This window comes from Rothia mucilaginosa, assembly GCF_964210535.1.
In the GTDB taxonomy this organism is placed as follows: Bacteria; Actinomycetota; Actinomycetes; order Actinomycetales; family Micrococcaceae; genus Rothia; species Rothia mucilaginosa_F.
The window spans coordinates 1-23,113 of sequence record NZ_CAXOMR010000023.1; the positions used below are offsets into that span (position 1 = coordinate 1).

13 protein-coding genes, 1 tRNA gene and 1 pseudogene are annotated in these 23,113 nt (G+C 61.1%); 11 read left to right on the top strand and 4 right to left on the bottom strand.

Annotated features, from left to right (window positions below):
- The 9 genes and pseudogenes from AB8C10_RS07540 to AB8C10_RS07580 form a co-directional block, all read left to right on the top strand.
- Positions 1-1,293 (top strand): annotated as a pseudogene (locus tag AB8C10_RS07540) (peptidase); the annotation flags it as partial.
- Positions 1,294-1,491: 198 nt separating this feature from the next.
- Positions 1,492-2,538 carry a plasmid partitioning protein gene (locus AB8C10_RS07545; protein WP_368867368.1) on the top strand — a complete coding sequence of 349 codons (1,047 nt, stop codon included), beginning with the start codon at positions 1,492-1,494 and terminating at the stop codon, positions 2,536-2,538.
- A 163-nt stretch (positions 2,539-2,701) separates the two neighbouring features.
- Positions 2,702-3,751 (top strand): FecCD family ABC transporter permease, encoded by a 1,050-nt coding sequence (locus AB8C10_RS07550; protein WP_239662331.1) that lies wholly within the window; start codon positions 2,702-2,704, stop codon positions 3,749-3,751.
- Positions 3,751-4,857 (top strand): FecCD family ABC transporter permease, encoded by a 1,107-nt coding sequence (locus AB8C10_RS07555; protein WP_049342128.1) that lies wholly within the window; start codon positions 3,751-3,753, stop codon positions 4,855-4,857. The genes AB8C10_RS07550 and AB8C10_RS07555 overlap by 1 nt, the downstream gene beginning before the upstream one ends.
- The gene (locus tag AB8C10_RS07560) at positions 4,857-5,699 is read left to right on the top strand and encodes an ABC transporter ATP-binding protein (RefSeq protein ID WP_368867369.1); all 843 of its coding nucleotides are present in this window, start codon (positions 4,857-4,859) and stop codon (positions 5,697-5,699) included. The genes AB8C10_RS07555 and AB8C10_RS07560 overlap by 1 nt, the downstream gene beginning before the upstream one ends.
- Positions 5,700-6,267: 568 nt before the next feature.
- Positions 6,268-7,671: an enterochelin esterase domain-containing protein gene (locus AB8C10_RS07565; protein WP_368867370.1), complete on the top strand. Its 1,404-nt coding sequence runs from the start codon at positions 6,268-6,270 to the stop codon at positions 7,669-7,671.
- 244 nt (positions 7,672-7,915) lie between these two features.
- A complete protein-coding gene (locus AB8C10_RS07570) occupies positions 7,916-9,616 on the top strand; it encodes a (2,3-dihydroxybenzoyl)adenylate synthase (RefSeq protein WP_368867371.1) in 1,701 nt (566 codons plus the stop codon).
- Between the two features lie 66 nt (positions 9,617-9,682).
- Positions 9,683-9,910 carry a phosphopantetheine-binding protein gene (locus AB8C10_RS07575; protein ID WP_005507422.1) on the top strand — a complete coding sequence of 76 codons (228 nt, stop codon included), beginning with the start codon at positions 9,683-9,685 and terminating at the stop codon, positions 9,908-9,910.
- A 258-nt stretch (positions 9,911-10,168) separates the two neighbouring features.
- On the top strand, positions 10,169-14,491 hold the full coding sequence (locus AB8C10_RS07580; protein WP_368867372.1) for an amino acid adenylation domain-containing protein: 4,323 nt from the start codon (positions 10,169-10,171) through the stop codon (positions 14,489-14,491).
- Between the two features lie 74 nt (positions 14,492-14,565).
- Here AB8C10_RS07580 and AB8C10_RS07585 read toward each other — a convergent pair whose 3' ends face one another.
- Positions 14,566-15,435 (bottom strand): hypothetical protein, encoded by an 870-nt coding sequence (locus tag AB8C10_RS07585; protein ID WP_368867373.1) that lies wholly within the window; start codon positions 15,433-15,435, stop codon positions 14,566-14,568.
- 615 nt (positions 15,436-16,050) lie between these two features.
- Positions 16,051-18,783 carry a pyruvate dehydrogenase (acetyl-transferring), homodimeric type gene (aceE, locus tag AB8C10_RS07590; RefSeq protein WP_368867374.1) on the bottom strand — a complete coding sequence of 911 codons (2,733 nt, stop codon included), beginning with the start codon at positions 18,781-18,783 and terminating at the stop codon, positions 16,051-16,053.
- Between the two features lie 480 nt (positions 18,784-19,263).
- On the opposite strand from aceE, the gene AB8C10_RS07595 reads away from it, so the two are divergent.
- Positions 19,264-19,336, top strand: a tRNA-Val gene (locus tag AB8C10_RS07595).
- A gap of 217 nt (positions 19,337-19,553) precedes the next feature.
- The gene (gene gndA / locus AB8C10_RS07600; RefSeq protein WP_368867375.1) at positions 19,554-21,026 is read left to right on the top strand and encodes an NADP-dependent phosphogluconate dehydrogenase; all 1,473 of its coding nucleotides are present in this window, start codon (positions 19,554-19,556) and stop codon (positions 21,024-21,026) included.
- Between the two features lie 234 nt (positions 21,027-21,260).
- On the opposite strand, the gene epsC is transcribed toward gndA, so the two are convergent.
- Together epsC and cysK are read right to left on the bottom strand one after the other, a co-directional pair.
- Positions 21,261-21,845 (bottom strand): serine O-acetyltransferase EpsC, encoded by a 585-nt coding sequence (epsC, locus tag AB8C10_RS07605; RefSeq protein WP_049347410.1) that lies wholly within the window; start codon positions 21,843-21,845, stop codon positions 21,261-21,263.
- Positions 21,846-22,143: 298 nt separating this feature from the next.
- Positions 22,144-23,079 (bottom strand): cysteine synthase A, encoded by a 936-nt coding sequence (gene cysK / locus AB8C10_RS07610; protein ID WP_049347413.1) that lies wholly within the window; start codon positions 23,077-23,079, stop codon positions 22,144-22,146.
- Positions 23,080-23,113: the final 34 nt, after the last annotated feature.

Below are 23,113 nucleotides of genomic sequence, written 5' to 3' on the forward strand. Positions count from 1 at the left end.
ACTGCAGACCCCACCCCGGCACCCAGCGAAGACTCGAAAACCTGCGCCCCCGCTGACGGCTCCTTCACCCCGCGCCTGAGCATCGAGAACCCCAAGGCGGTTCAGGGCGGCAAGCTGCACCTGACCGGTGACGGCTGGTGCAACCCTGAAGACAAGAAGGCATCCGTTATCGGTCTGAAGATTGACGACGGCAAGGTATCCCGTAACGACGCCACCGCGGTCAACGACAACCGCACCATCTGGGCTGTCATCACCCCCGATGAGAACGGCCATATCGACGCCTGGATTGACCTGCCCACCCGCGACAACGCAGCCTTCAAGAATGACGAAGACGCCGCCAAGTACGCCTCCGGTGAGCACACCCTGCGCCTGCTGACCGGTAGCCTGCGTGAGGGCGACCGATCCGGAACCTACGGCGGTGCCAATAGCCAGGGTGGCATCAACACCACCTTCACCATCGGCGAGTACGCCCCCGGTGACGCGCCCGAGCCGGTCAACGCCTCCGAACTGACCGCTGGTAATGGCGTGCAGGTGAGCCGTGACGGCTCCACCGTGACCGTGACCGTGCCGAACGCTGAACCGGGCACCTGGGTGTACGCCGCAACCTACCTCGGTAACTCCCCGCAGACCCTCTACGGCTCCGGCTGGAAGCGTCTGGATGGCAACCGCAGCTTCAGCTACGAAACCAGCGTGAGCATGCCCGCCGCAACCTACCGCGTGGTTGTGCACAACGGCAACCAGGGCGCTGACAATGCGGTGCTCGGTTTTGCTGACATGACCGTGGAACGTGCTGTTACCCCTCGTCAGGACGTTTCCCGCGATGAGCAGGACGCCACCGACCAGCTGGTCGAAGAGCTGAACGAGAACCCCGCAACCGCAACCTCCACGGCACCTGTGCCCATGCGTAACGCGGGCGGCCGCATCAGCACCCGCGCCACCGACGTGGACGCGTCCCTCGCCGCGCTCTCGCAGAGCACCGCCCCGGTCGTGAACCGCGTGCAGGCTAAGGCGAAGGTTCAGAACGCGCAGAAGAACCTGGCAACCACCGTGCAGAAGACCGAAGCCAACGCGAAGAAGGCAGTGAAGGCTGCCGCCGGTTCGCAGAACTCGCAGAACACGCAGGGTTCGCAGAACTCCGCCGCTGGCACCAAGGCACAGGGCCCGACCATTGAGGGTACTGAGCTGACCGGTCTGACCAAGTGGCTGGTGAACAACGCCAATAACCTGCTGCTCTCGGCGGCTGGCCTGGTGGTTTTGGCTGCGGCTCTGCTGTTGCGCACCTCCAAGAAGTAAGCTCTCTGACCACACATTCACACCGGCACCGGCTCACGCCCCACACTTTTGACCCTGCACCCTTGAACAGGGGCGTGGATCGGGTGCCCCACTAACCACTCGGGTCGCAACCTACTGAACTGCACTGACCTACTGAACTGTACTGACACGAACCCGGTAGCGTTCAGCTTCGACCCCGGTAATTTTGAAAGGACCACCATGCGTGCACCTTTTTCGGGAGCCCCGAAGGCATCCCTGACCTCTAAGGCGCTGACCGCCTGTGCTGCCGCAACCCTGGCGCTGGGCTTGGGCGTTGGCACTGCATCCGCTCTGCCTCCGGGCGGTGCGAAGGCATCTACCCCCGGCACCTCTTCGACTGTTTCCTCCTCTGTGAGCGAGCACGGCGTGATTTCCTTTAGCGTGAGCGGCTTCCCCGCAAACACTGTGGTGTCCGTGAAGGTGGACGACGGTAACCTGTGCCCCTCCGATGCGGCACAGGGCGCTTGCGTGGTGCACCAGCAGAAGACCGATGGCAACGGTAACGTCTCCGGTTCCTTCGTTCTGCCGGATGTTGGCGCTGGCACTCACACTCTGCGTTTCCTTGCAACTGGTGAGAAGCGTGACAAGGACGGCAAGTACCTGGGCACCGAGGCGTACAGCAACCGTAGCCCCGAGTTCACCGTGGTGGGTGAGGGCGGTTCGGATAATTCCTCCTCGAACTCTTCGGGTTCTTCCTCGAACCGCGGCTCTTCCAGCTCGAAGAGCAACGGTGGTTCCTCGAACGGCGGCTCGAACTCTAACAACTCAGACTCTGCAGACGAGGCTCAGGGCTCTAACGATTCCAACGAGTCCTCGTCCAATGGTGGTTCGAACGGCTCCTCGAATGGTTCTGCAGGTGGCGCGGCTGAGGCTGAGACCGTGTACACCGACGCTGAGGGCAACACCATCACTAAGGAGGAGTACGACCGCCTGAACGCGGAAGCTGACTCTTCCGGTACCTCCGGTACCTCTGGCTCTTCCGTTGCGCCTGCTGCTTCGGCTTCTGCAAATGCCCAGAAGAAGGCGACCGCTTCGGCGAGCGCATCTTCTTCGTCTTCTGCGCGCGGTACTGCGTCGAACCCGAGCGCTTCAGCTTCGGGCGCGGCTAACACCGCATCCACCGTTCAGACCGTGACTTACGGTGCTGCGTTCCCGTGGATTGGCGTGGTGGTTCTGGGCGTAAGCATTGTGGGTGCCGCTGCGCTGCTGCTGACCCGTAAGCGCTAAGACTTAACGTCGGATGCGGGTGGGGGAGTAACCCGCCCGCTCCGGCGTTTCTCTCATTATCTACCGGTGTGCCGGGTGCCCCTCGTGTGGTGTGGGTGCGCCGGGTGTGCCTCCCCGTTTTCTTGTATCGAGCATAAGGAGCATAGTGGCCTTCACGAGCTCATTGTCCCGAGATGTTCAGCAGGAGAGTACGTCCCGTCAGGGTTCTGTGATTCAGGGGCAGAAGTTGGGTAAGCGCCTGGCTTTTCTGTTCTTGTTTGCGGTGCTTTTGGTGGGGGCTGTGGCTGCTTCTTTGCTGTTCGGGTCGAATAATCTTCCGCCGGATCAGGTTCTGGCTGTTTTCAATGGCACTGCTTCTGAGCAGGCGCAGACGATTGTGATGGAGCAGCGCATTCCGCGTACCTTGGTGGGTCTTGCGGCGGGTGCGGCGTTGGCGGTTGCCGGTTCTTTGATGCAGTCGTTGACTCGTAACCCGCTGGCTGAGCCCGGCCTGATGGGTGTGAATGCCGGTGCTGCGGTGGCTGTGATTGCTTCCGTGGTGGTTTTTGGCGTGATGGGTATTTGGCAGTACATGGTTGCTGCGACGATTGGTGGCGCGTTGGCTGCGGTGCTGGTGTACACGCTGGGTCGTGGCCGTGACGGGTCGATCGTGAAGCTCGCTCTGGCGGGTGTGGCGATTTCTGCGGCGCTGTCGGCGATTGCGCAGGGCCTGATTTTGGCTGATCAGGATGCATATAACGAGTTCCGTGTGTGGGTTGCCGGTTCGCTGGAGGGCCGCGGTATGGATATCGCGTCGACGGTGGGTCCGGTGATTCTGCTGGGTATGCTGGTGGCGTTCTTTGTGGCTCCTGCGATTAATGCTCTGAGTATGGGCGAGGAGGCGGCGACCAGCCTCGGCGTGAGTGTGCGTACGACCCAGAATTTGACGTTGCTGGCGGTGACGGTGCTTGCCGGTGCGGCGACTGCTGCGGTGGGTCCGATTGGTTTTGTGGGTTTGGCGGTGCCGTTTGTGGTGCGTGCCCTACTCGGTAATGATGTGCGCTGGGTGAATTATGGTTCGGCGCTGTTGGGTCCGGTGTGGCTGCTGTGTGCTGACGTGTTGGCGCGTGTGCTGGTGGCTCCGCAGGAGACTCAGGTGGGTATTGTGGCGACTCTTGCCGGTGCCCCGGTGTTCTTGTTCTTGATGACTCGTCGTAAGGTGGAGGCTCTCTAATGTCGAATTCTTCCGCTGTTTCGACGGCGACCGTCACCACTGCAGCTAATCGTTCTGCGCGTCGTAGCGGCCGCGATTTGGGTGGCCGCCCGGTGTTGACTGTGCGCGGTCCGCTGAGTGCTCAGGTGCCGTGGCGTGTGCTGATTTTGAATGTGGCGTTGGTGGTGCTGATTGCGGCGCTGGCGTTTTGGGGCATGTTGCAGGGTGATTATAAGATCGCCCCGGAGAAGCTGATCCCGGCGCTGCTGGGTGAGGGCAAGCAGATTACGGTGACTTTCGCTCAGCAGCGTGCGGCGCGTATTGTGGCGGCGCTTCTGGTGGGTGCGGCGCTTGGTCTCTCGGGTGCGATTTTCCAGGTGATTTCGGGTAATGCCCTGGGTTCGCCGGATATTATCGGCTTCACGAATGGTGCTGCGACCGGTGCGCTGTTGCAGATTATTGTCTTCAATTCCGGCCCCGTTGAGGTTGCTCTGGGTGCTGTGGTTGGTGGCTTGGCGACTTCGGTGCTGGTGTGGCTGTTGACGCGCCGCACGGGCCTGCATGGCTTCCGCTTGGTGCTGGTCGGTATTGGTGTGGGGTCGACCCTGGCGGCGTTCAATGCGCTGCTGGTGGTGCGTGCTTCGCTGACTCAGGCGCAGACCGCGGCGTCCTGGCTTGCCGGTTCGCTCAATGACATCACGTGGGAGCGCACCTACGCGCTGATGGGTCTGCTGCTCGTGGTGACTCCGCTGTTGCTGATGCTGGTCCGCCCGCTGGGCGCGATTCGTTTTGGTGACCAGGTGGCATCCGGTTTGGGTGTGAGCGTGAACGCGTACCGTGTGGCGGCTCTGTTTATCGGTGTGCTTCTGGTTTCGCTGGCGACCGCGACGACCGGCCCGATTGCCTTTGTCGCCCTGGCGGCACCGCACATCGCGAAGACCCTGTCTCGCAGTGGCGGGGTGGGCTTCACCTCCGCGGCACTTATGGGTGCGCTCATGGTGCTCGGCTCTGACCTGATTGGCCGATTCGCTGTTCCCGGACGCATCATTCAGGTGGGTGTGGTGACCGGCGCGATTGGCGGCCTGTACCTGATTTACCTGATTTACCTCGAAAGGAAGAAGAGCTAGTGAACGCTAGTGTGACGACCCGCCTTGAAGGCGAGAACATGGTGGTTGCCTACGGTGAGCATACGGTGCTCAACGGGGTAGATTTTCAGGTGCCGGAGGGGGAGCTGACCGTTATCCTGGGCCCGAACGCCTGCGGTAAGTCGACCACCTTGAAGGCTCTTGCCCGCGTGAACCCGCTCAAGGAGGGTGAGGTTCGCCTGGACGGCACCCCGCTGCCGCAGATGAAGTCCCGCGCCATCGCCAAGATCCTGGCGATGCTGCCGCAGACCCCGGAGGCGCCTAGCGGCGTGACCGTGGCGGATGTGGTGGCGCGCGGCCGCTACCCGCACCAGTCGCTGCTGCGTTCCTGGTCTGATGAGGACGAGCGCGCCTGCGTGGAGGCGATGCAGGCGGCGAACGTGCTGGAGCTTGCTGAGCGTCCCATTGAGGCGCTTTCGGGCGGTCAGCGTCAGCGTGTGTGGATTGCCATGACCCTGGCGCAGCAGACCCCGCTGATTCTGCTCGATGAGCCGACCACCTACCTGGACATCACGCACCAGATTGAGGTGCTGAACCTGACGAAGAAATTGCATTCTGAAGGGCGAACGGTAGCCGTGGTGTTGCATGACCTGAACCTCGCTTTCAGGTATGCTACTCATGTTGTGTTAATGAAGCAGGGCCGGATTATCGCTCAGGGCGATCCGCGTGCGATAATTACACCGGAACTTATCCAGGAAGTTTTTGACCTGCAATCAGTCATTATTCCTGATCCATGCACTGGCACCCCTTTGGTTATTCCGAAGGAGAACCAATCAATTCATATTGCCGCTGACGCTATTTCGGCGGCCCGCGAAAGCGAATAGTTTTCGCCCCTAAGCCGCGTGGGAGTTTGCGCCAACCGTCTCAGTACGGGTGGAAAAGCTCGGCATTGCGCCGAGCAGCGAACGTTAGGATCTGAGGGACCCAGGATCCCCTGCGCGTAGGGCGCCTACCCGGTGCTCGCCCGTCTTTGACGCATGAACGGAAACGAGCACTGGGTAGGTTCCATTTTGGGAACCCGCAGATGAGGCACCGAGACTGCCGCATGAGACTTTGAAAGTTGCGACTTGAGAGGTTTGATGCACGGTCTCGGTGCCTCGTCTCATTTAACCGCCCGGTTTGTGTCGCTTATCCGTGCCGCGTATTCGTGCAGTCTATTCTGGCGCCCTAATTTTCGACCCCATTTTTTGGGGGGGGGGGGCGAGGGAGGGGGGCGAAAAAAATGCCCGCGCTCGCTGTCATCTTGTCATGTTTTGGTTCTTTCGCTTTTTCCTTTGGCTAGAGTTTGGGTAAGGGATACCATAGAGTGAGGTAGTGGAGGCTAACTAACGATAATGCGCCTCCTCACCGATTCTCACCGATTGAGTGTTTCCACAGACCAAGGAGGAACCGTTGGGCGAGCACGAACCCACCGCGACCGTTCCCGCACAGGCTACTTCTGTGCAGACTGCTTCTGCCCAGGCTACTTCTGCGCAGCCGCGTACCGTTGCGCCGGCTGTGCGCCCGACCCCTCCTAAGACCCCGCGCCCCGTACCGGCACCGCGCGTGGACAGCCCCCTCATTAGCGCCCTCATTGCTGAGGCGGTCAGCTGCGAAGAGCTGAACGCCCGCATCGTTGAGGTCGTCTCCGAGGGCACCCCGATTATTGAGCCGGTGCACCGCGAAGACGGCAGTATCAGCGAGAACGAGCGCATCGTCACGTTCCTGTACCACAATGAGCAGGCGGAGCAGGTGCTCATGTTCATCAACCGCCTGACCGATGAGAAGAACCTCGACCGTTCCCTCATGGCCCGCATCGAGGGCACTGGCTGGTGGCAGCTGAGCATGCAGATGGAAACCACCTGGCGTGCCTCCTACAACTTCTTGCCGGCGCTGCCCGGCGAGCGCCCCGCTTGGCTGGGTGATGACGACCAGGTGCGCCTGCGCGCCGCCCTGGATTCCGGCGAGGGTGACCCGCTGAACCCCGAGACCGTGTGCAACCGTATTGGTCGTTGTATGGGTGTGGTGCAGCTTGAGCATGCGCCGGTGCAGGAGTTCATCCTGACTCAGGAAGAGATTGATGCGCTGCCCGCCCCCGAGTGGATGCAGACCTCTGACGGTCACCAGTATGTGCTCGGCCGTGTGGGTGACCCCGCCCCGGACGCGCCGCTGTTCATCCAGTTCGACGGTGAGATGTGGTTCAGCCAGGGTATGGAGCACACCCTCAACCGCGCCCACGAGGCGGGCCGTATTCCGGCGATGCACGTGTTCTTCCTGCACTCTGGCGGTCGCGAGAACCGCTGGAAGGAGTTGAATGGCGACAACCCGATTGCCGACTACCTGGTGGACATTGCCTTCCCGCACCTGGAGGCGGTGCACGGCATTAAGACCGCGCCGCAGAACATTGTGATTAACGGTCAGTCGCTGGGCGGTCTGTCCTCCCTGCTAGCGGTGCTGAGCCGCCCGGAGGCGTTTGGCGGCGCGATCGCGCAGTCTTCGTCGCTGTGGCAGCCGCAGGTCATGGACCGCCTGGACGAGCTTGAGGCGGCGGGCGAGATTGATCGCCTGCGTCACCTGTACCTTGAGATTGAGGTGGGGGAGCAGGAGTGGATTCTGGTGCCGCCTCACCGTGAGCTGAAGGCACGCCTGGAAAAGCTGGGCCTGAAGAATGCGCGCTGCACGACCTTCAACGGCGGTCACGATTATGCGTGCTGGCGCGGTGCGATTGTGCCGGCGTTGGAGCGTATGATCGCTTCTTGCCGTGAGGAGACTGACGCTGAGCCGGGCTCCGAGGAGGATCTACGAGATGCCGCCTAGCGCCCCACGGGTAGGGTACGCCCCGCATGGTGGGCGTGCGGGGTGCCCCGTTAGGGTAAACACCGCCGCGCCCGTATCCTAGAGAAGTACAGCCTAAGAGAAGTGCAACACTACCGCGCCGCGAGGGGTGCCGAAGGGCACCCGGCGTAGGTTGCGCACCCGCCCTCATTGACGAGATGGCATCACGCTGCGAACACAACGTGAGCGCTATAGAAACCGCAAACGACACAGAAATCGAGAGAAGATGACCGTAGAACGTAGCCCCCTGGCCCCCACGCCGCTCATCCCCGAGTCTTTTGCCGCGAAGTACCGCGAAGCCGGCTACTGGATTGACCAGACCATCCCCGAGTTCCTGCTGGATGCCTGCCGCGCAAAGCCGCACTTCCCGGCGCTGGTGGCGCTTTCGCACGCGCAGCTCGATGAGGACGGTAAGCCCAAGCAGATTCGCCTCTCCTACGGTGAGCTGGAGGCGGCAGGTCGTGCCGCTGCGGCGCGCCTCGTTCAGGCTGGCGTGCAGCCCGGTGACCGTGTGCTGCTGCAGTTGGGTAACACCGCCGAGTACCTGGTGTACCTGCTGGGTATTTTCTGGGCGGCGGCGCTGCCGGTGTTCTGCCTGCCGCAGCACCGCACCACCGAGCTCGTGCACTTTGCGACCCGCACCGACGCGGCGGCGCACGTGTTCTCCTCGCTGACCCCCGGCGCGGATTTCACCGCCCTGCACGAGGACGTTGCCGCCGAACTGCGCAAGAACTCCCTGGAGCCGCCGGTTGCTATTGACGTTGCGGAGCCGCTGACCCCGCTGACCGAAGAAGAGCTCGCCGAAGAGTTCGTGCCCGGCGTCATCCAGAACACCGAGAACACCCGCGCGAGCGAGCAGGTGGCGTTCCTGCAGCTCTCCGGCGGTACGACCGGCATTTCGAAGCTGATTCCTCGCACCCACGCCGCCTACCTGTACTCGGTGCGCGGCTCGGTCGATATCTGCAAGCTGAACAACAACACGACCATGCTCGTGGTGCTGCCCGCCGCGCATAACTTCACGATGAGCTCGCCCGGTATTCTGGGTGTCATGTGCGCCTCCGGCAAGCTGGTGTTTGCGGCGGATCCGTCCCCGCAGACTGCGTTCCACCTCATTGAGATGGAGGGTGTGACCACCTCCGCGCTGGTGCCGCCGCTGGCTCAGGCGTGGGTCGCCTCCGCGGAGAAGCGCGATGTGTCCCTGCCCTCCCTGCAGACCCTGCAGGTGGGCGGCTCGAAGCTGGCTCCGGCGGTTGCGGGCAAGATCGAGTCCGTGCTCGGTTGCACCGTTCAGCAGGTGTTCGGTATGGCTGAGGGACTGGTGAACTACACCCGTTCGAACGACCCGATTGAGATGCGTCTGAGGACTCAGGGCTACCCGATTAGCCCCGACGATGAAATTTTGATTGTTGATGATCAGGACCAGCCGGTTAAGCGCGGTGAGAGCGGCCACCTGCTCACCCGCGGCCCGTACACGATTCGCGGCTACTACCTGGAGGAGAACGCGAACCGCTACGGCTTTACCGAGGACGGTTTCTACCGCACCGGCGACATTGTGCGACTGGTCGCAGGCAAGTACCTTGAGGTGACCGGCCGCGCGAAGGACCAGATCAACCGCAATGGCGAGAAGATTGCCGTGGACGAAATTGAAGAGCTGGCGCTGACCCACCCCGACGTTTTTGACGCCGTGGTCCTGGGCATCCCGGATGAGACCGTGGGCGAGCGCGTGGGCCTGGTCATTGTGCCGCAGGAAGGCGCCGACCTGGGCGAAAACCCGCGCCGCACGATGCACGAGTTCTTCACCTCGAAGAAGCTCGCCGACTTCAAGATTCCCGAGCGCGTGCAGGTTCTGCAGGAGCTGCCCACCACGAACGTGGGTAAGATTTCTCGCCGCGAACTGCGCGCCAAGCTTGCCGAAATTTTCGGCTAAACCCTTTGAGCTGACCATTTTCAGCTAAACCGTACGCCCTTATTCCTACCCCTATTGAGGAGAAAAATGTCCGCATTTGAGACCCTGCGCCCCATCATGGAGAAGTACATCGTCGAGCCCGACTCCCTGCAGACCGCTTTTGACGAGCCGACCACCGACCTGTTCTCCCTAGGCATGGACTCTATGGGCGCATTCGCCCTGCTCGACGACCTTGCCGCTGAGGGCGCCGTGATTGAGTTTACCGAGCTGGTGGAGAACCCGACCGTGGAGTTCATCGCCTCCCGCCTGGGCTAAGCGTTACCGCACCCCGAGTGCCCGCCTGCCGCGAATGCAGGCGGGTACCCGGGGTGTTTGCTACTCGCCTCGTTTTTCTGTGCGCCGGTTTTACGCCGTGTTGTGTAGCTGCGTTTACCCCTGTCAGCGCACTTCTGTCAGCGCACTTCTGCCAGCGTGAAGCGGCGGGGCAGTAGCCTACCTTTCACACCTACCTTTAACACACCGCATATCTCATCCCTAATCCAGACCCCTAATCCAGACCTTTGAGAGGCCACCATGGGCGTAGCTGATACTACCGCACCCGCTAGCTTCGGGACTGCTTCCGACCTTCGCACCGCCGCGAACCCCTCCGCACAGCACAGCGCTGACAGCCCCTGGCTACCGCTGACCACTAACGCACGCGGCATCTACTTTGCCGCCGCGATTGACCCGACGAACCCCTGCTACAACACCGCGGAGGTTCTGCAATGCCCCGCAGACACCGACCTCGCCCTGCTGCGTGAGGCTTTTGAGCAGCTCTACCGCGAGAACGAGGGCTTCCGCGTGCGCACCCGCATTGCCGATGGTGCCGCCTCCCAGCAGATTCTGACCGAGGAGGCGTTCCTTTCGGGCATTGACCTGCTCGTAGATGAAGGGGAGCTGAGCGGCACCGCCGAGGCGAGGGAGGAGAACGCCTCTGACCTGCCTGAATCAGCCCTGCCTGACTCTGATTTGCCCGCGCCGGTGCGCGCCTGGGCACAGCGCCTGCTCGCCCAGCCCCTCGCCACCGATGAGGGCGTGACCGTGCGTAGCGCAGTGGTGCGTTATGGCGGGTTCCTCTGGGTGTACCATTCCTTCTCCCACGTGGTTGCCGACGGATTCGCCGCGTTCAACGGCCTCTCCCGTGTGGCGGCGATATACCGCGCCCTGTCTGCCGGTCAGCCGGTTCCGGCAACCCGCCGCATGAGCCTGCAGCAGCTGCTCGACGCGGACGACGCCGCCTCCACCGCCCGTGACGAAGACGTCGCCTTCTGGGAGGCGAGCGGCGCCCTGGAGCAGGAAGACACCTCCCTGGCGGGTCGTACCGCCTCCCCGTCAGCGCAGTCTGTGCGCCTGGCGTTCAGCATTGACGTGCCCACCCAGCAGGCTCTGCTGGATGCGGCAAAGCAGCACGCCGTCTCCTGGCCCGTGCTGGTGACCGCCGCCGTCGGCTCGTACCTGGCGCGTGTGGGCGGCTACCCGCAGGCTTCATTCGGCGTGCCGCAGATGAACCGCATGTTCGCCCGCACCCTGCCGGAGGCGACCCGCGCCCTGGGTACGGCGAGCGCGCAGACCGGCTGTACCGCGGTGAATGTGTTGCCGGTGCAGGTTGCGGCGACCGGCCCCATCACGGAATCCCTGCACTCGGTGAAGGAGCAGTACGCCCGCAACGCTGAGCATCCGCTGGCTCGTCAGGAAGACCTCGAGCGTACCGCGCGTAATGCCCAGTCCAGGCTGTTTGGTGCGCAGATTAACGTGGTGCCCTTTGACGCGGTGCTGCCGCTGGCGGCGCCCTCGAAGGACGAGTCCGGATCCGCGGTACCGACCGCGCGCATTCACAATATCTCTGCCGGTCCCGTTGCTGACGCGACCTTCACCCTGCGCGGCATGCCCGGCCGCGGCAACAGCATCTCCTGCGAGATTGACATGAACCCGGCGCTCTACACCGCTGAGGAGCTGGAACGTCACGCCGCCCGCCTGAGCGAGTGGCTACCCGCCTACGCCGCGGAGGCGCAGCGCGAGGACGCCTCCCTGAACAATCTCGGCTTGGCGACCGAGGCGGAGCTTGCGACCCTGCGCGAGCTGACCGCCCCGGCGCTGACCGAGCACCCGCTGGAGTACAAGACCCTGCTGGGTCGCTTCCATGACGCGGTGGCGGCACATCCGCAGGCGCTCGCGGTGCTGGATTCTGCCCCCGCGCCCGGTGAGGTGCTCACCCCCGAGTCGGAGCGCGCCTACGCCTTCGACCGCGCCCTCACCTACGCCGAGCTGGATGAGCGCGCCCGTGCGCTTGCCGCGCAGCTGCTGGACTGGGGTGTTCGCCCTTCCGACGCGGTGGGTCTGCGTGTGCACCGCGGCGCCGAGCAGTACGTGGCGCTGTACGCCCTGCTGTACGCTGGCGCCACCTATGTGCCGGTGCTTCCGGATCTGCCCGCTGAGCGTGTGGGCGTGATGATGGAGGACGCCGAGTGCTCCCTGCTTCTGCACGGCCCCGGCCTGCACCCGCTGAACGCGGAAGAGCTGAACCCGCAGGAACCGCAGCGTCACGCGAACCTGCCGCAGCATACTCTGCCCCTACTGAGCGCCGAGGAACCCAACGGGGAACACTCCTCAGCACCCGCCGCAGAGGAGCTTCCGGGCGCGAAAACCGGTCTGGACGAGGACGCTTACGTGCTCTTCACCTCCGGCTCCACGGGCAGGCCTAAGGGCGTTGCCATCAGCCACCGCGCGATTGATAACCGCCTGCGCTGGCAGCAGCACCAGATTCCGGTGGGGGAGGGCGACCGCGTTCTGCACAAGACCCCCATCTCCTTTGACGTGCACGTGTGGGAGCTGTACTGGCCTCTCGCCGAGGGTGCCGCCGTGGTCATTGCCGCGCCGGAGGGTCACCGCGACCCCGCCTACCTGGCGCGAGTGATTGCCGAGCAGTCCGTCACTGCGGTGCACTTTGTGCCGACCATGCTGTCGGCGCTGACCTCTTCGCCGGCGGCGCGCCGCATCCTGGCTGATGCTGGCTTCGGTCAGGATCGAGAGCAGCCCCTGCGCTACGTGGTCTGCTCGGGTGAGGCGCTGCAGAAGGACCAGGTGCAGGCTGCGGGCGAGGTTCTGGGCGTGTACCCGCTGAACCTGTACGGCCCGACCGAGGCGGCGGTGGACGTGACCTTCTGGGAGACCTCCACCGACCCGCAGCGCGAGAGCGTGCCCATTGGCGAGCCTGTCTGGAACACCGGCACCCTGATTCTTGACCCGACCGGCCACCCCGTGCCGGTGGGTGTGACGGGTGAACTGCACCTGTCGGGCGTGCAGCTGGCGCGCGGCTACAAGAACAACCCGCAGGCGACCGCGGCGGCTTTCGTGGAGCAGGCTCCCGCCGGTGCGCTCGCGCTGCTGAACGGTGAGAGTCAGCGCCTGTACCGTACGGGCGATTTGGCGTGCTGGGAGATTCTTCCCGATGGTCGCGCCGTCATTGGCTACCGCGGCCGCACGGATTATCAGATTAAGGTGCGCGGTCAGCGCCTGGAGCTGGGCGATATTGAGATGGCTCTTGCCGCGGTTGAGGGCGTGAGCGCTTCGGTGGCTCTGCTGTACCGCGGTCTGCGTGAGCCTGCCCTGGCGGCGGTGCTGGAAGTCGGCGACGTGCCCGCTGAGCGTGCCGAGCAGCTGGTGGAGGCGGCGCGTGAGCATTGTGCGCAGGTTCTGCCGGACTACATGGTTCCGACCCTGTGGCATACCCTGCCTGCTCTGCCGGTGAGCCCCTCCGGTAAGGCGGACCGCAAGCTGTTGGCGTCCCTGGACCTGACCCCTCAGACTTCCGATGCCGAGGGTCCGCACGGCCTGCTGGAGCAGCAGCTGTGCTCGATTATTGCGGGCGTGCTGGGTCGTGAGCGTTTCGGCGTGGATGAGGACTTCTTCGCATCGGGCGGTCATTCGCTGGCGGCTCTTGAGGTGATTGCCGCGGTTGAGGAGCAGCTGGGTCTGAGCGTGAGCATCGGTGCGCTGTTTGCGCATCCGACCGTGCAGGATTTGGCGGCATCTATTGCGGGCGAGCGTGGCGAGGGGGCGGAGTTCGCGCCGGTTCTGCCGCTGCGAGAACAACCTACCGCGCATGACGCTACCGATGCCCCCGCGCCGCTGTTTATCCTGCCGCCTGCGGGTGGTTTGGGCTGGTGCTATGCGGGGTACCTTTCGCATCTTCCGGCTCAGCAGGGTGTGTATGCTGTGCAGGCTGAGGCGTTCTCTGACCCGCAGGCTGGGTTTGCGTCGAGCCTGCAGGAGCTGGCTGAGGGCTACCTGGCACAGATTGAGAAGACCCTGGCGGAGCGTTCGCTGCCGCGTCGTTTTGCGTTGATGGGCTGGTCTGTGGGCGGTACTGCCGCGGTGCAGGTGGCGGCTTTGGCGCAGGCTGCGGGTGCGCAGGTTGAGCGTGTCATCCTGTTGGATGCGTATCCTTCGGAGCAGTGGCAGGGCGTGCCTGCGCCGGATGAGCAGGAGAGCTTCCGTGCGTTGCTGCGTATGGGCGGTTTGCCGGAGCCTGCCGCTGATGAGCAGCTTGATTTGCCGGGTACGTTGGAGCGTCTGCAGAAGGCGGGTTCGGCGATGGGTTACCTACCGGAGGAGAAGTTGGGCGTGTGCCTGGGTAGTATGCGTGCTTCGGCGGCGTTGATGCGTGGTGCTGAGCAGGCGTTCTTTGATGGTGATGTGTTGCTGGTGGGTGTGCCGCATGAGGATCAGCCGTATTTGGACGCGGCGGGTTGGGCGGCGCATGCGTCGTCGTTCCGTGCGGTGCTGCTGGAGGGTACGCACCCTGATTTGGTGAATCCGGCGCGTCTGGCGGAGGTGACCGGCCACTTCGCCAATTAGCCCGCTCTATCTGTAGAGTAATTAATAAATATAAATGTCCCCGATTGATGATTTATCAACCGGGGGCATTATATTTATTGGTTTTTGAGAACCCACTCTTTATATCGGAGATAAACTTCTGATAGCTGCTTTCGCTGTTCTTCTAGTTTTGTTTCATTATCTCGAATGAGCGGTTTTTGATATGAGGCTACGAGGTTGGCAAGACCTTGAGCCATTCCTGTATCTTTACTGCATTGTGCTTCAATGACACTGAATCGAATTTCTTCTTCTGAGGCCGGGGCATTATTATCACCACTAGCGCGGGTTGCATCTGATAGCTCTTGTGTTTCCCATTCTTCATCGCCCTTTCGTGGCGTTAGACCTTTATCCGATAGGCATTTCCACCATGCTTCACGGTATTTTTTCCATTCGGGATGATTCATGGCAGCTGCATAGGATTCACCGTGGATTCGACGATAGGCTTCTGTGAGGCCACTTTGCTCTTCGAGGCTGATGCCGGCAATCTCTTTCAACGTGGCTAAGATTTCAGGCATGCACTGTTCCATGATTTTTGTGTCATATCCCCCGTATGATGGTGCATTCCCGGATCGCTTGTAGTTTCCATATTTGGCGGAGTATTCGGGGTTCCAGAGGCCAAACTCGCGACTGGACGAAAAGAATTTCCTATCTTCTATATCCGGGATATATATTTCGTAGGATTGGCCGTGTTTTGCGAAACAGCGTTGCCTGAGAATTTCCAAGGCTTGAGTGTAATACTGGGAATTTTCATCTAAATGGTCATTGTATTCTTCGAGTGGAGTAATGATTCGGTTGTTTTTATAGTCTAGAGTTGCTTGGGCTGTTTCATCACGTTCTAGTTGCGGGCCTGTAGAACAGGATGTGCATGCTAGCGTGAATGCAAATGTTAAAGCCATTGCGGGCTGAAAGAATTTCTTGAGGTTCATAATTCTCCCTCCTTAATTGGATAAAGAATATGCGGCCGTAAAGAAAGCGGGGCTGCATTTTGCTGATTGTTGCAAAGCATATGCCTCGGTGAATATGGGTGTCGAGAGAATCTGGAATCTATGTGAATCCCAGAGCGATAAGCAGAATCTCGGGGGGAGTGCTTGCTAGCTTGGGAGTGCACCCATAGCGAAAGGCTAAGACGCTATGGCAGACCACGCACAAGGGTGTTTCTGCAGCGTCGTTACTGCTGGGAGAGTATTCTAGAGCTTCATCATGAACCCCTATGAGTTATGGAGGGTAAATACTCGTAGATGAGTGAGTCGTGCCCCCCCCCGCTGGTCGGGCACCCTGAATATCCACCAATACTATGGCGAATATCATAGTTGAAGGGTGGTTAAAGCCTACCACCGGCTAGACGCACCAGGCAATCAAAACTCCGGTCACGTCTGATTTATTACGTAAGAAACGCATAGTCAACGAGCATATCGACAGGAATCAGCTCGGGTATCCTGCACCCCTTCACAGTTAAAACACGAAAGCCCCCGGTTGATGAATCATCAACCGGGGGCATCGTTTAGCTTCTAACGCAGAACCGGGGTTCTACAGCTAAATGCTTAGTGCTGCTCCAGCTCGGAGTTAGCGTTCACGTTGAGCAGGTCGTACTTAGCGAATGCCTTCGCGGGAACGTCTGCTGCAACCTCGCCGCGCTTTGCCAGCATCTGCAGGGTACGGACAACAACCGACTCTGCATCGATGTGGAAGAAGCGACGTGCGCCCGGGCGGGTGTCTGCGAAGCCGAAGCCGTCAGCACCCAGGGTTGCGAAGTCGTTCGGAACGAACTGGCGGATCTGGTCGGGAACATCCGAAGCGAAGTCGGTGGTCGCGACGATCGGGCCAGCAGCGCCAGCCAGCTTCTGGGTCACGTAAGGAACGCGAGCGGGCTGGTTCGGGTTCAGCAGAGCCTCTTCCTCAGCGGCAATGCCGTCGCGGCGCAGCTCGGTCCACGAGGTGACAGACCAGACGTCTGCGGAGACGCCCCAGTCCTCAGCCAGCAGCTGCTGAGCCTTCTCGATCCACGGAACAGCAACGCCGGATGCCAGCAACTGTGCCTTGGGACCGGAGGTCAGCGGGGACTCGCTGATCTTGTGGATACCCTTGATGATGCCCTCAACGTCAACGTTTGCCGGCTCAGCAGGCTGGTGAATCGGCTCGTTGTACACGGTCAGGTAGTACATGACGTTGTGATCTTCGTCCTTGGTGCCGTACATCTGCTCGATACCGCGCTCCATGATGTGCGCAATCTCGTAGCCGTATGCCGGGTCGTAGATCTTGAACGCCGGGTTGGTGGACGCCAGGATCGGGGAGTGACCGTCAGCGTGCTGCAGGCCCTCACCGGACAGGGTGGTACGACCAGCGGTTGCACCGATGACGAAGCCGCGGCACAGCTGGTCGCCTGCAGCCCAGAAGGAGTCGCCAGTGCGCTGGAAGCCGAACATCGAGTAGAAGATGTAAATCGGGATCATCGGCTCGCCGTGGGTGTCGTAGGAGGTACCGATAGCGGTGAACGCTGCGGATGCGCCTGCCTCGTTAATACCCACGTGAACGATCTGGCCCTCGGGGGACTCGGTGTAGGTCAGCATCAGCTGGTGGTCAACGGGCACGTAGTTCTGGCCGTTGGGGTTGTACAGCTTAGCCGACGGGAAGAAGGAGTCCATACCGAAGGTACGTGCCTCATCGGGGGTGATGGGAACGATACGGTGACCGAAGCCCTTCACACGCATGAGGTCCTTCATCAGGCGGACGAACGCCATGGTGGTAGCAGCGGTCTGCTTGCCGGAGCCCTTCTTGGTCTGTGCGTAGACCTTGGACTCGGGCAGGGGAATCTCGGGCTGTGCGTTTGCGCGGCCGGGGATGTAACCGCCGAGTTCCTTACGGCGTGCCTGCATGTACTGCAGTGCCGGGTGGTTTGCCTCGGGCAGGTAGTACGGCGGGTTGTACAGATCCTTCTCCAGCTCCTCGTCGGAGATGGGGATGTTCAGGTGGTCACGGAAGCCCTTCAGTGCTTCCATGGTGAACTTCTTAATCTGGTGGGTGGAGTTACGTGCCTCGAAGAACGGGCCGAGCTCCGCACCCTTAATGGACTGTGCCAGGATGACGGTGGGCTTGCCCTTGGTCTCCATAGCTTCCTTGTAGGCTGCGTAGAGCTTCTTGTCGTCGTGGCCACCCAGTCGCAGGTTGAAGATCTGCTCGTCGGTCAGGTCTGCAACCAGTTCCTTGGTCTCGGGGTACTTGCCGAAGAAGTGCTCGCGGATGTAGCCGCCGTCTTCACCGCGGAAGGTCTGGTAGTCACCGTCGAGGGTTTCGTTCATCAGCTGGATGAGCTTGCCGCTCTTGTCCTTCTTGAGCAGCTCGTCGTAGTCGGAGCCCCACAGGACCTTGATGACGTGCCAGCCTGCGCCGCGGAAGAATGCCTCGAGCTCCTGAACGATCTTGCCGTTACCGCGAACGGGGCCGTCCAGACGCTGCAGGTTGCAGTTGACGACGAAGGTCAGGTTGTCCAGGTGCTCGTTTGCAGCCAGCTGCAGTGCACCACGCGACTCGGGCTCGTCCATTTCGCCGTCGCCCAGGAATGCCCAGACGTGCTGCTCGGAGGTGTCCTTGATCTTGTGGTTGTGCAGGTACTTGTTGAAGGATGCCTGGTGGATTGCGTTCAGGGGGCCCAGACCCATGGAAACGGTCGGGAACTGCCAGAACTCGGGCATGCAACGGGGGTGCGGGTACGAAGGAATACCGTCTGCGCCCTTGGTCTTCTCCTGACGGAAGCCGTCCATCTGGTCTTCGCTCAGGACGCCCTCAACGAATGCGCGGGAGTAGACACCGGGGGAGGAGTGACCCTGGAAGAAGATCTGGTCACCGCCACCGGGGTGGTTACGGCCGCGGAAGAAGTGGTTCTGGCCCATTTCGTAGAGGTCAGCCACACCTGCAAAGGTGGAGATGTGACCGCCAACGCCGATGCCCTTCTTCTGGGCACGCTGAACCATAATTGCTGCGTTCCAACGAATCCATGCGCGGTACTGGCGCTCGAGTTCCTCATCACCGGGGTACTCGGGCTGCTGGTCGACGGGGATGGTGTTGATGTAGTCGGTCTTGACCAGAGTCGGGACCTTAACGCCCTTCTCGCCAGCCTCCTTGAGCAGCGCGCGAAGGATGTACTCTGCACGCTCGGTGCCGTGAGTCTTGATAAGGTCCTCGAGGGACTCAGCCCATTCCTGGGTCTCTTCTACGTCGATGTCCTTCAGGCCATCAAGAAGGGTGCTCAGGGAGTGCTCGTTCGGTACGTTAGCCAAACTAATCCAACCTCTCTTCTGTGCGGTTGTGAGATCGCCCGCCGCGCGTTGTTGCGTTGTCGAACAATCTTTGTGTTTAAGCGCTATAGGTCTGTAAGACCCACTTCGCTTCTTATCTCTACTATCTTAGACCTAAAGGTGCCTCTCTTGGTCTCAAATGGGGGTTTTTGTGATGTGGGTTTCGCATTGTGACTATCTGAGCGGAAAAAATGCGCATCAAAAGTACTAGTTAGGGTCTTTTTGCACCTAAATGGCGCGGAATGAGGGGGTCGGCGGAATGGCGCGGAATGAGGGGGTGTACCTTACCTGAAAGGTAGCAGCCTTACATGGCTTGCTGTGGCTTAGTGTGGGGTGCAGTGGGAAAATGAAAAAAATATTGAGACATAGAACACGTGCTATCGAGTTGTGCGTTCCGGTAGAAGCCTGTATAGTTTTCTCTTGTGTTCGCCACTGAAACGAAAACGAATCAGTGAGAACTACGGGTCTTTAGCTCAGCTGGTAGAGCGCCACGTTTACACCGTGGATGTCATCGGTTCGATCCCGGTAGGACCCACTGATTACCCCGGTACCGCAAGGTGCCGGGGTTTTTGTTTACCCTCGTACCGGCTCCCAGAATGTTTCGCTCAGGGTTTAGAAACGCTTCGCTCAAAGGTTTAGAAACGACTTACTCAAGGGTTCAGAAGAAAATCCGGCCAGAAGTGCCAGTCCCCGGGGCATAAAACTGCAGTCCACCTATATATAGCCTGCCCTCAGCGCGTATCCTTATATACATGACTGAAAACAAGAAGGCACAGATTGGTGTTACCGGCCTTGCTGTCATGGGTGCAAACCTCGCCCGCAACCTGGCACGCAACGGCTACACCGTGGCACTGCACAACCGTTCCGCTGAGAAGACCGACGCCCTGCTCGCCGAGCACGGTGCAGAGGGCGATTTCATCCGCACCGAGTCCCTGCAGGAACTCGTCGACTCCCTCGAATCTCCCCGCCGCATCCTGATTATGGTCAAGGCGGGCGCACCCGTCGACGCAGTGATCGAGCAGCTCACCCCCATGCTCGACGAGGGTGACATCATCATCGACGGCGGTAACTCCCACTTCCCCGACACCATCCGTCGCGAGCACGCCCTGGCTGAAAAGGGCCTGCACTTCGTAGGCGTTGGCGTTTCCGGCGGCGAAGAGGGCGCTCTCTGGGGCCCCTCCATGATGCCCGGCGGCTCCGCAGAGTCCTACAAGCACCTGGGCCCGCTGCTCGAAAAGATCGCAGCGAAGGCACCTCAGGACGGCGCACCCTGCTGCGCATGGATCTCCACCGACGGTGCGGGCCACTTCGTGAAGATGGTCCACAACGGCATCGAGTACGCCGACATGCAGGTGATCGGCGAAGCGTACGACATTCTGCGCTCCATCGCAGGCATTGAGCCGGCACAGCAGGCAGAAATCTTCAAGACCTGGAACGAAGGCGACCTGAGCTCCTACCTGATCGAAATCACCGCTGAGGTGCTCGCACAGGTAGACGCAAAGACCGGCAAGCCCCTGGTCGACGTTATCGTTGACGCAGCGGGCCAGAAGGGTACCGGCCTGTGGACCGCTAAGGCTGGCCTGGACCTCGGTTCCCCCGTCTCCGCTATCGCAGAGTCCGTGTTCGCACGCGCCCTCTCCTCCTCCGAGCGTGAGCAGCGAGAGCAAGCACAGCGCGAACTGCCCGCAGGTCTGATCGCAACCACCGGCATCGGTGCAGGCGACCCCGAGTTCGTTGAGGATGTGCGCCGCGCACTCTTCGCATCCAAGCTCGTTGCGTACGCACAGGGCATGGACCTGCTCACCCGCGCAGGCAAGGAATACGGTTGGGACCTGAAGCTGGACACCATCGCATCGCTGTGGCGTGCAGGCTGCATTATCCGCGCCGAGCTGCTGGGCGACATCATGGCTGCCTACGCAGGCGAAGCACCCGCAAACATGCTGCTGGCACCCGCCTTCAAGAACCTCATGGAGGAACTCGTTCCTTCCTGGCGTCGCGTGGTGGCTAAGGCAACCGCACTGGGCATCCCCGTGCCGGTATTCGCTTCCGCACTGTCCTACTACGACGGCCTGCGCCGCGACCGCCTGCCCGCATCCCTGATTCAGGGTCAGCGTGACTTCTTCGGTGCACACACCTACGGTCGTATTGACGAAGAGGGCGCCTTCCACACCATGTGGAGCGGTGACCGTTCCGAGGTGAACGCAGCGGACATTCACGTTCACTAAGCTCACGTAGCTGAATACGTAAAAGCCCGCCTTCGGCTGGATGAGGATCCGGTCGAAGGCGGGCTTTTGTTATGTCTTGTTCGTTATGTCTTGACGGGGCGCCCCCGAGATGCCTCAGGGGTATCTTGAGGGGCGTATAGCAGGAGAGAAGACCTGCGGAGCCCGGTGAGGAGCTTGGAGCCTCGTGAGGAGCCGCCAGGTGCGCCTCTACCGCCTCAAAACGCTTGCTAAGCGCTAAATCCACATGGCGGGGTCAATGTACTCCACAGCGTCCACCAGAGGCTTCTTCTTCTCCGGGGTACGCGGGCGGTGCTTCGCCGGAATGCCGGTAATAATCGAATCGGCGGGGTGATCGTGGACCACCACAGCGTTCGCACCGATAGCGCTATCGGCACCAATAACCACCGGACCCAGCACCTTAGCGCCAGCACCAATGGTCACACGGTCACCAATGGTGGGGTGACGCTTCACCTTCTCCAGGGAACGACCGCCCAGGGTCACGCCGTGGTACAGCATCACGTCGTCACCAACCTCAGCGGTCTCACCAATGACAATGCCCATGCCGTGATCAATGAAGAAACGGCGGCCAATGGTCGCACCGGGGTGAATCTCCACACCGGTCAGAAAACGAGCAAACTGCGAGAGAGTACGAGCCAGAGCCTTCGTCTCATCCTTCTGCCAGAGCTTATGGGTCAGACGGTGAACCCAAATCGCGTGCATACCCGAATAGTTCAGCGCAATCTCGACAGCGCCGCGCGCAGCAGGGTCGTGCTGGCGGACGTTCTCAATATCTTCACGCAGACGCGCAATAAAACTCATGGGTTCCCTTTCCCTCATCGGTCGTGCTCTGTGTATGCGACCTTTCCAAAGGTACCAACAACGGTGCTCATTCACCTATTCCCGAACTCTGTCGTCGTCATAGTGAGTGCTCTCTTTAACATCTCGGTCACAATTGCGTGCGGAACGTAATATTCGGGCTCGGGCGGGTCTCAGCGGGGGAGTATCGCGGGAAAACGCAAACGCTCCGCCCCGGCATGCAACCGGGACGGAGCGTCGAACACTGCGTACTGTTCTAGATGGCGGCCTCACGGGGAGGGGTGCCGAAGACCGGGGCCTATTAGCCGCGGATATCCTCGTACAGAGCGGTAGAGATGTAACGCTCACCGAAGTCGGGAACGATAGCCACAATCAGCTTGTCCTTGTTCTCAGACTTCTTAGCCTCCTCCAGAGCAGCCCACACAGCCGCACCGGAAGAAATACCGCCCAGAATACCTTCCTGGGTAGCCAGCAGGCGGGAGGTGCGCATAGCGTCCTCAGCGCTGACCGGAGTCACCGAATCGTAGATGCCGCGGTCCAGGGTGTCGGGAACGAAGTTAGCGCCCAGGCCCTGAATCTTGTGGGGACCAACGCGACCCTCGGAGAGCAGCGGGGAGTCCTTCGGCTCAACCGCAACAACCTTAACGTTCGGGTTCTGCTCCTTCAGGTACTTACCGGTACCGGAGATGGTGCCGCCGGTGCCAATACCCGCCACGAAAATGTCGACCTTACCGTCGGTTGCTTCCCAAATCTCGGGGCCGGTGGTGTTGTAGTGAATAGCGGGGTTCGCCTCGTTAGAGAACTGGGACGCCAGAATAGCGTTCTCGGTGGTAGCAACGATTTCCTTAGCCTTCTCCACAGCACCGCGCATACCCTCGGTACCGGGGGTCAGCACAATCTGAGCACCGTAAGCGCGCAGCAGCACGCGACGCTCAGCAGACATGGTCTCCGGCATGGTCAGGATGACGCGGTAACCGCGAGCAGCACCCACCATAGCCAGCGCAATACCGGTGTTACCGGAAGTACCCTCAACAATGGTGCCGCCGGGCTTCAGCGCACCCGACTTCTCAGCAGCGTCAATGATGGCGCGACCGATACGGTCCTTGACCGAACCTGCGGGGTTGTAGAACTCAAGCTTGACGGCGACGTTACCGGGAAGACCCTCGTCCAGTCGGTTCAGCTTAATCAGGGGGGTCTGGCCGGTTGCTTCAACGATGCTGTTGAGAATTTTTGCCATGGGGTGCTCCTTACATGAGCCTGGGGGAGGCCAG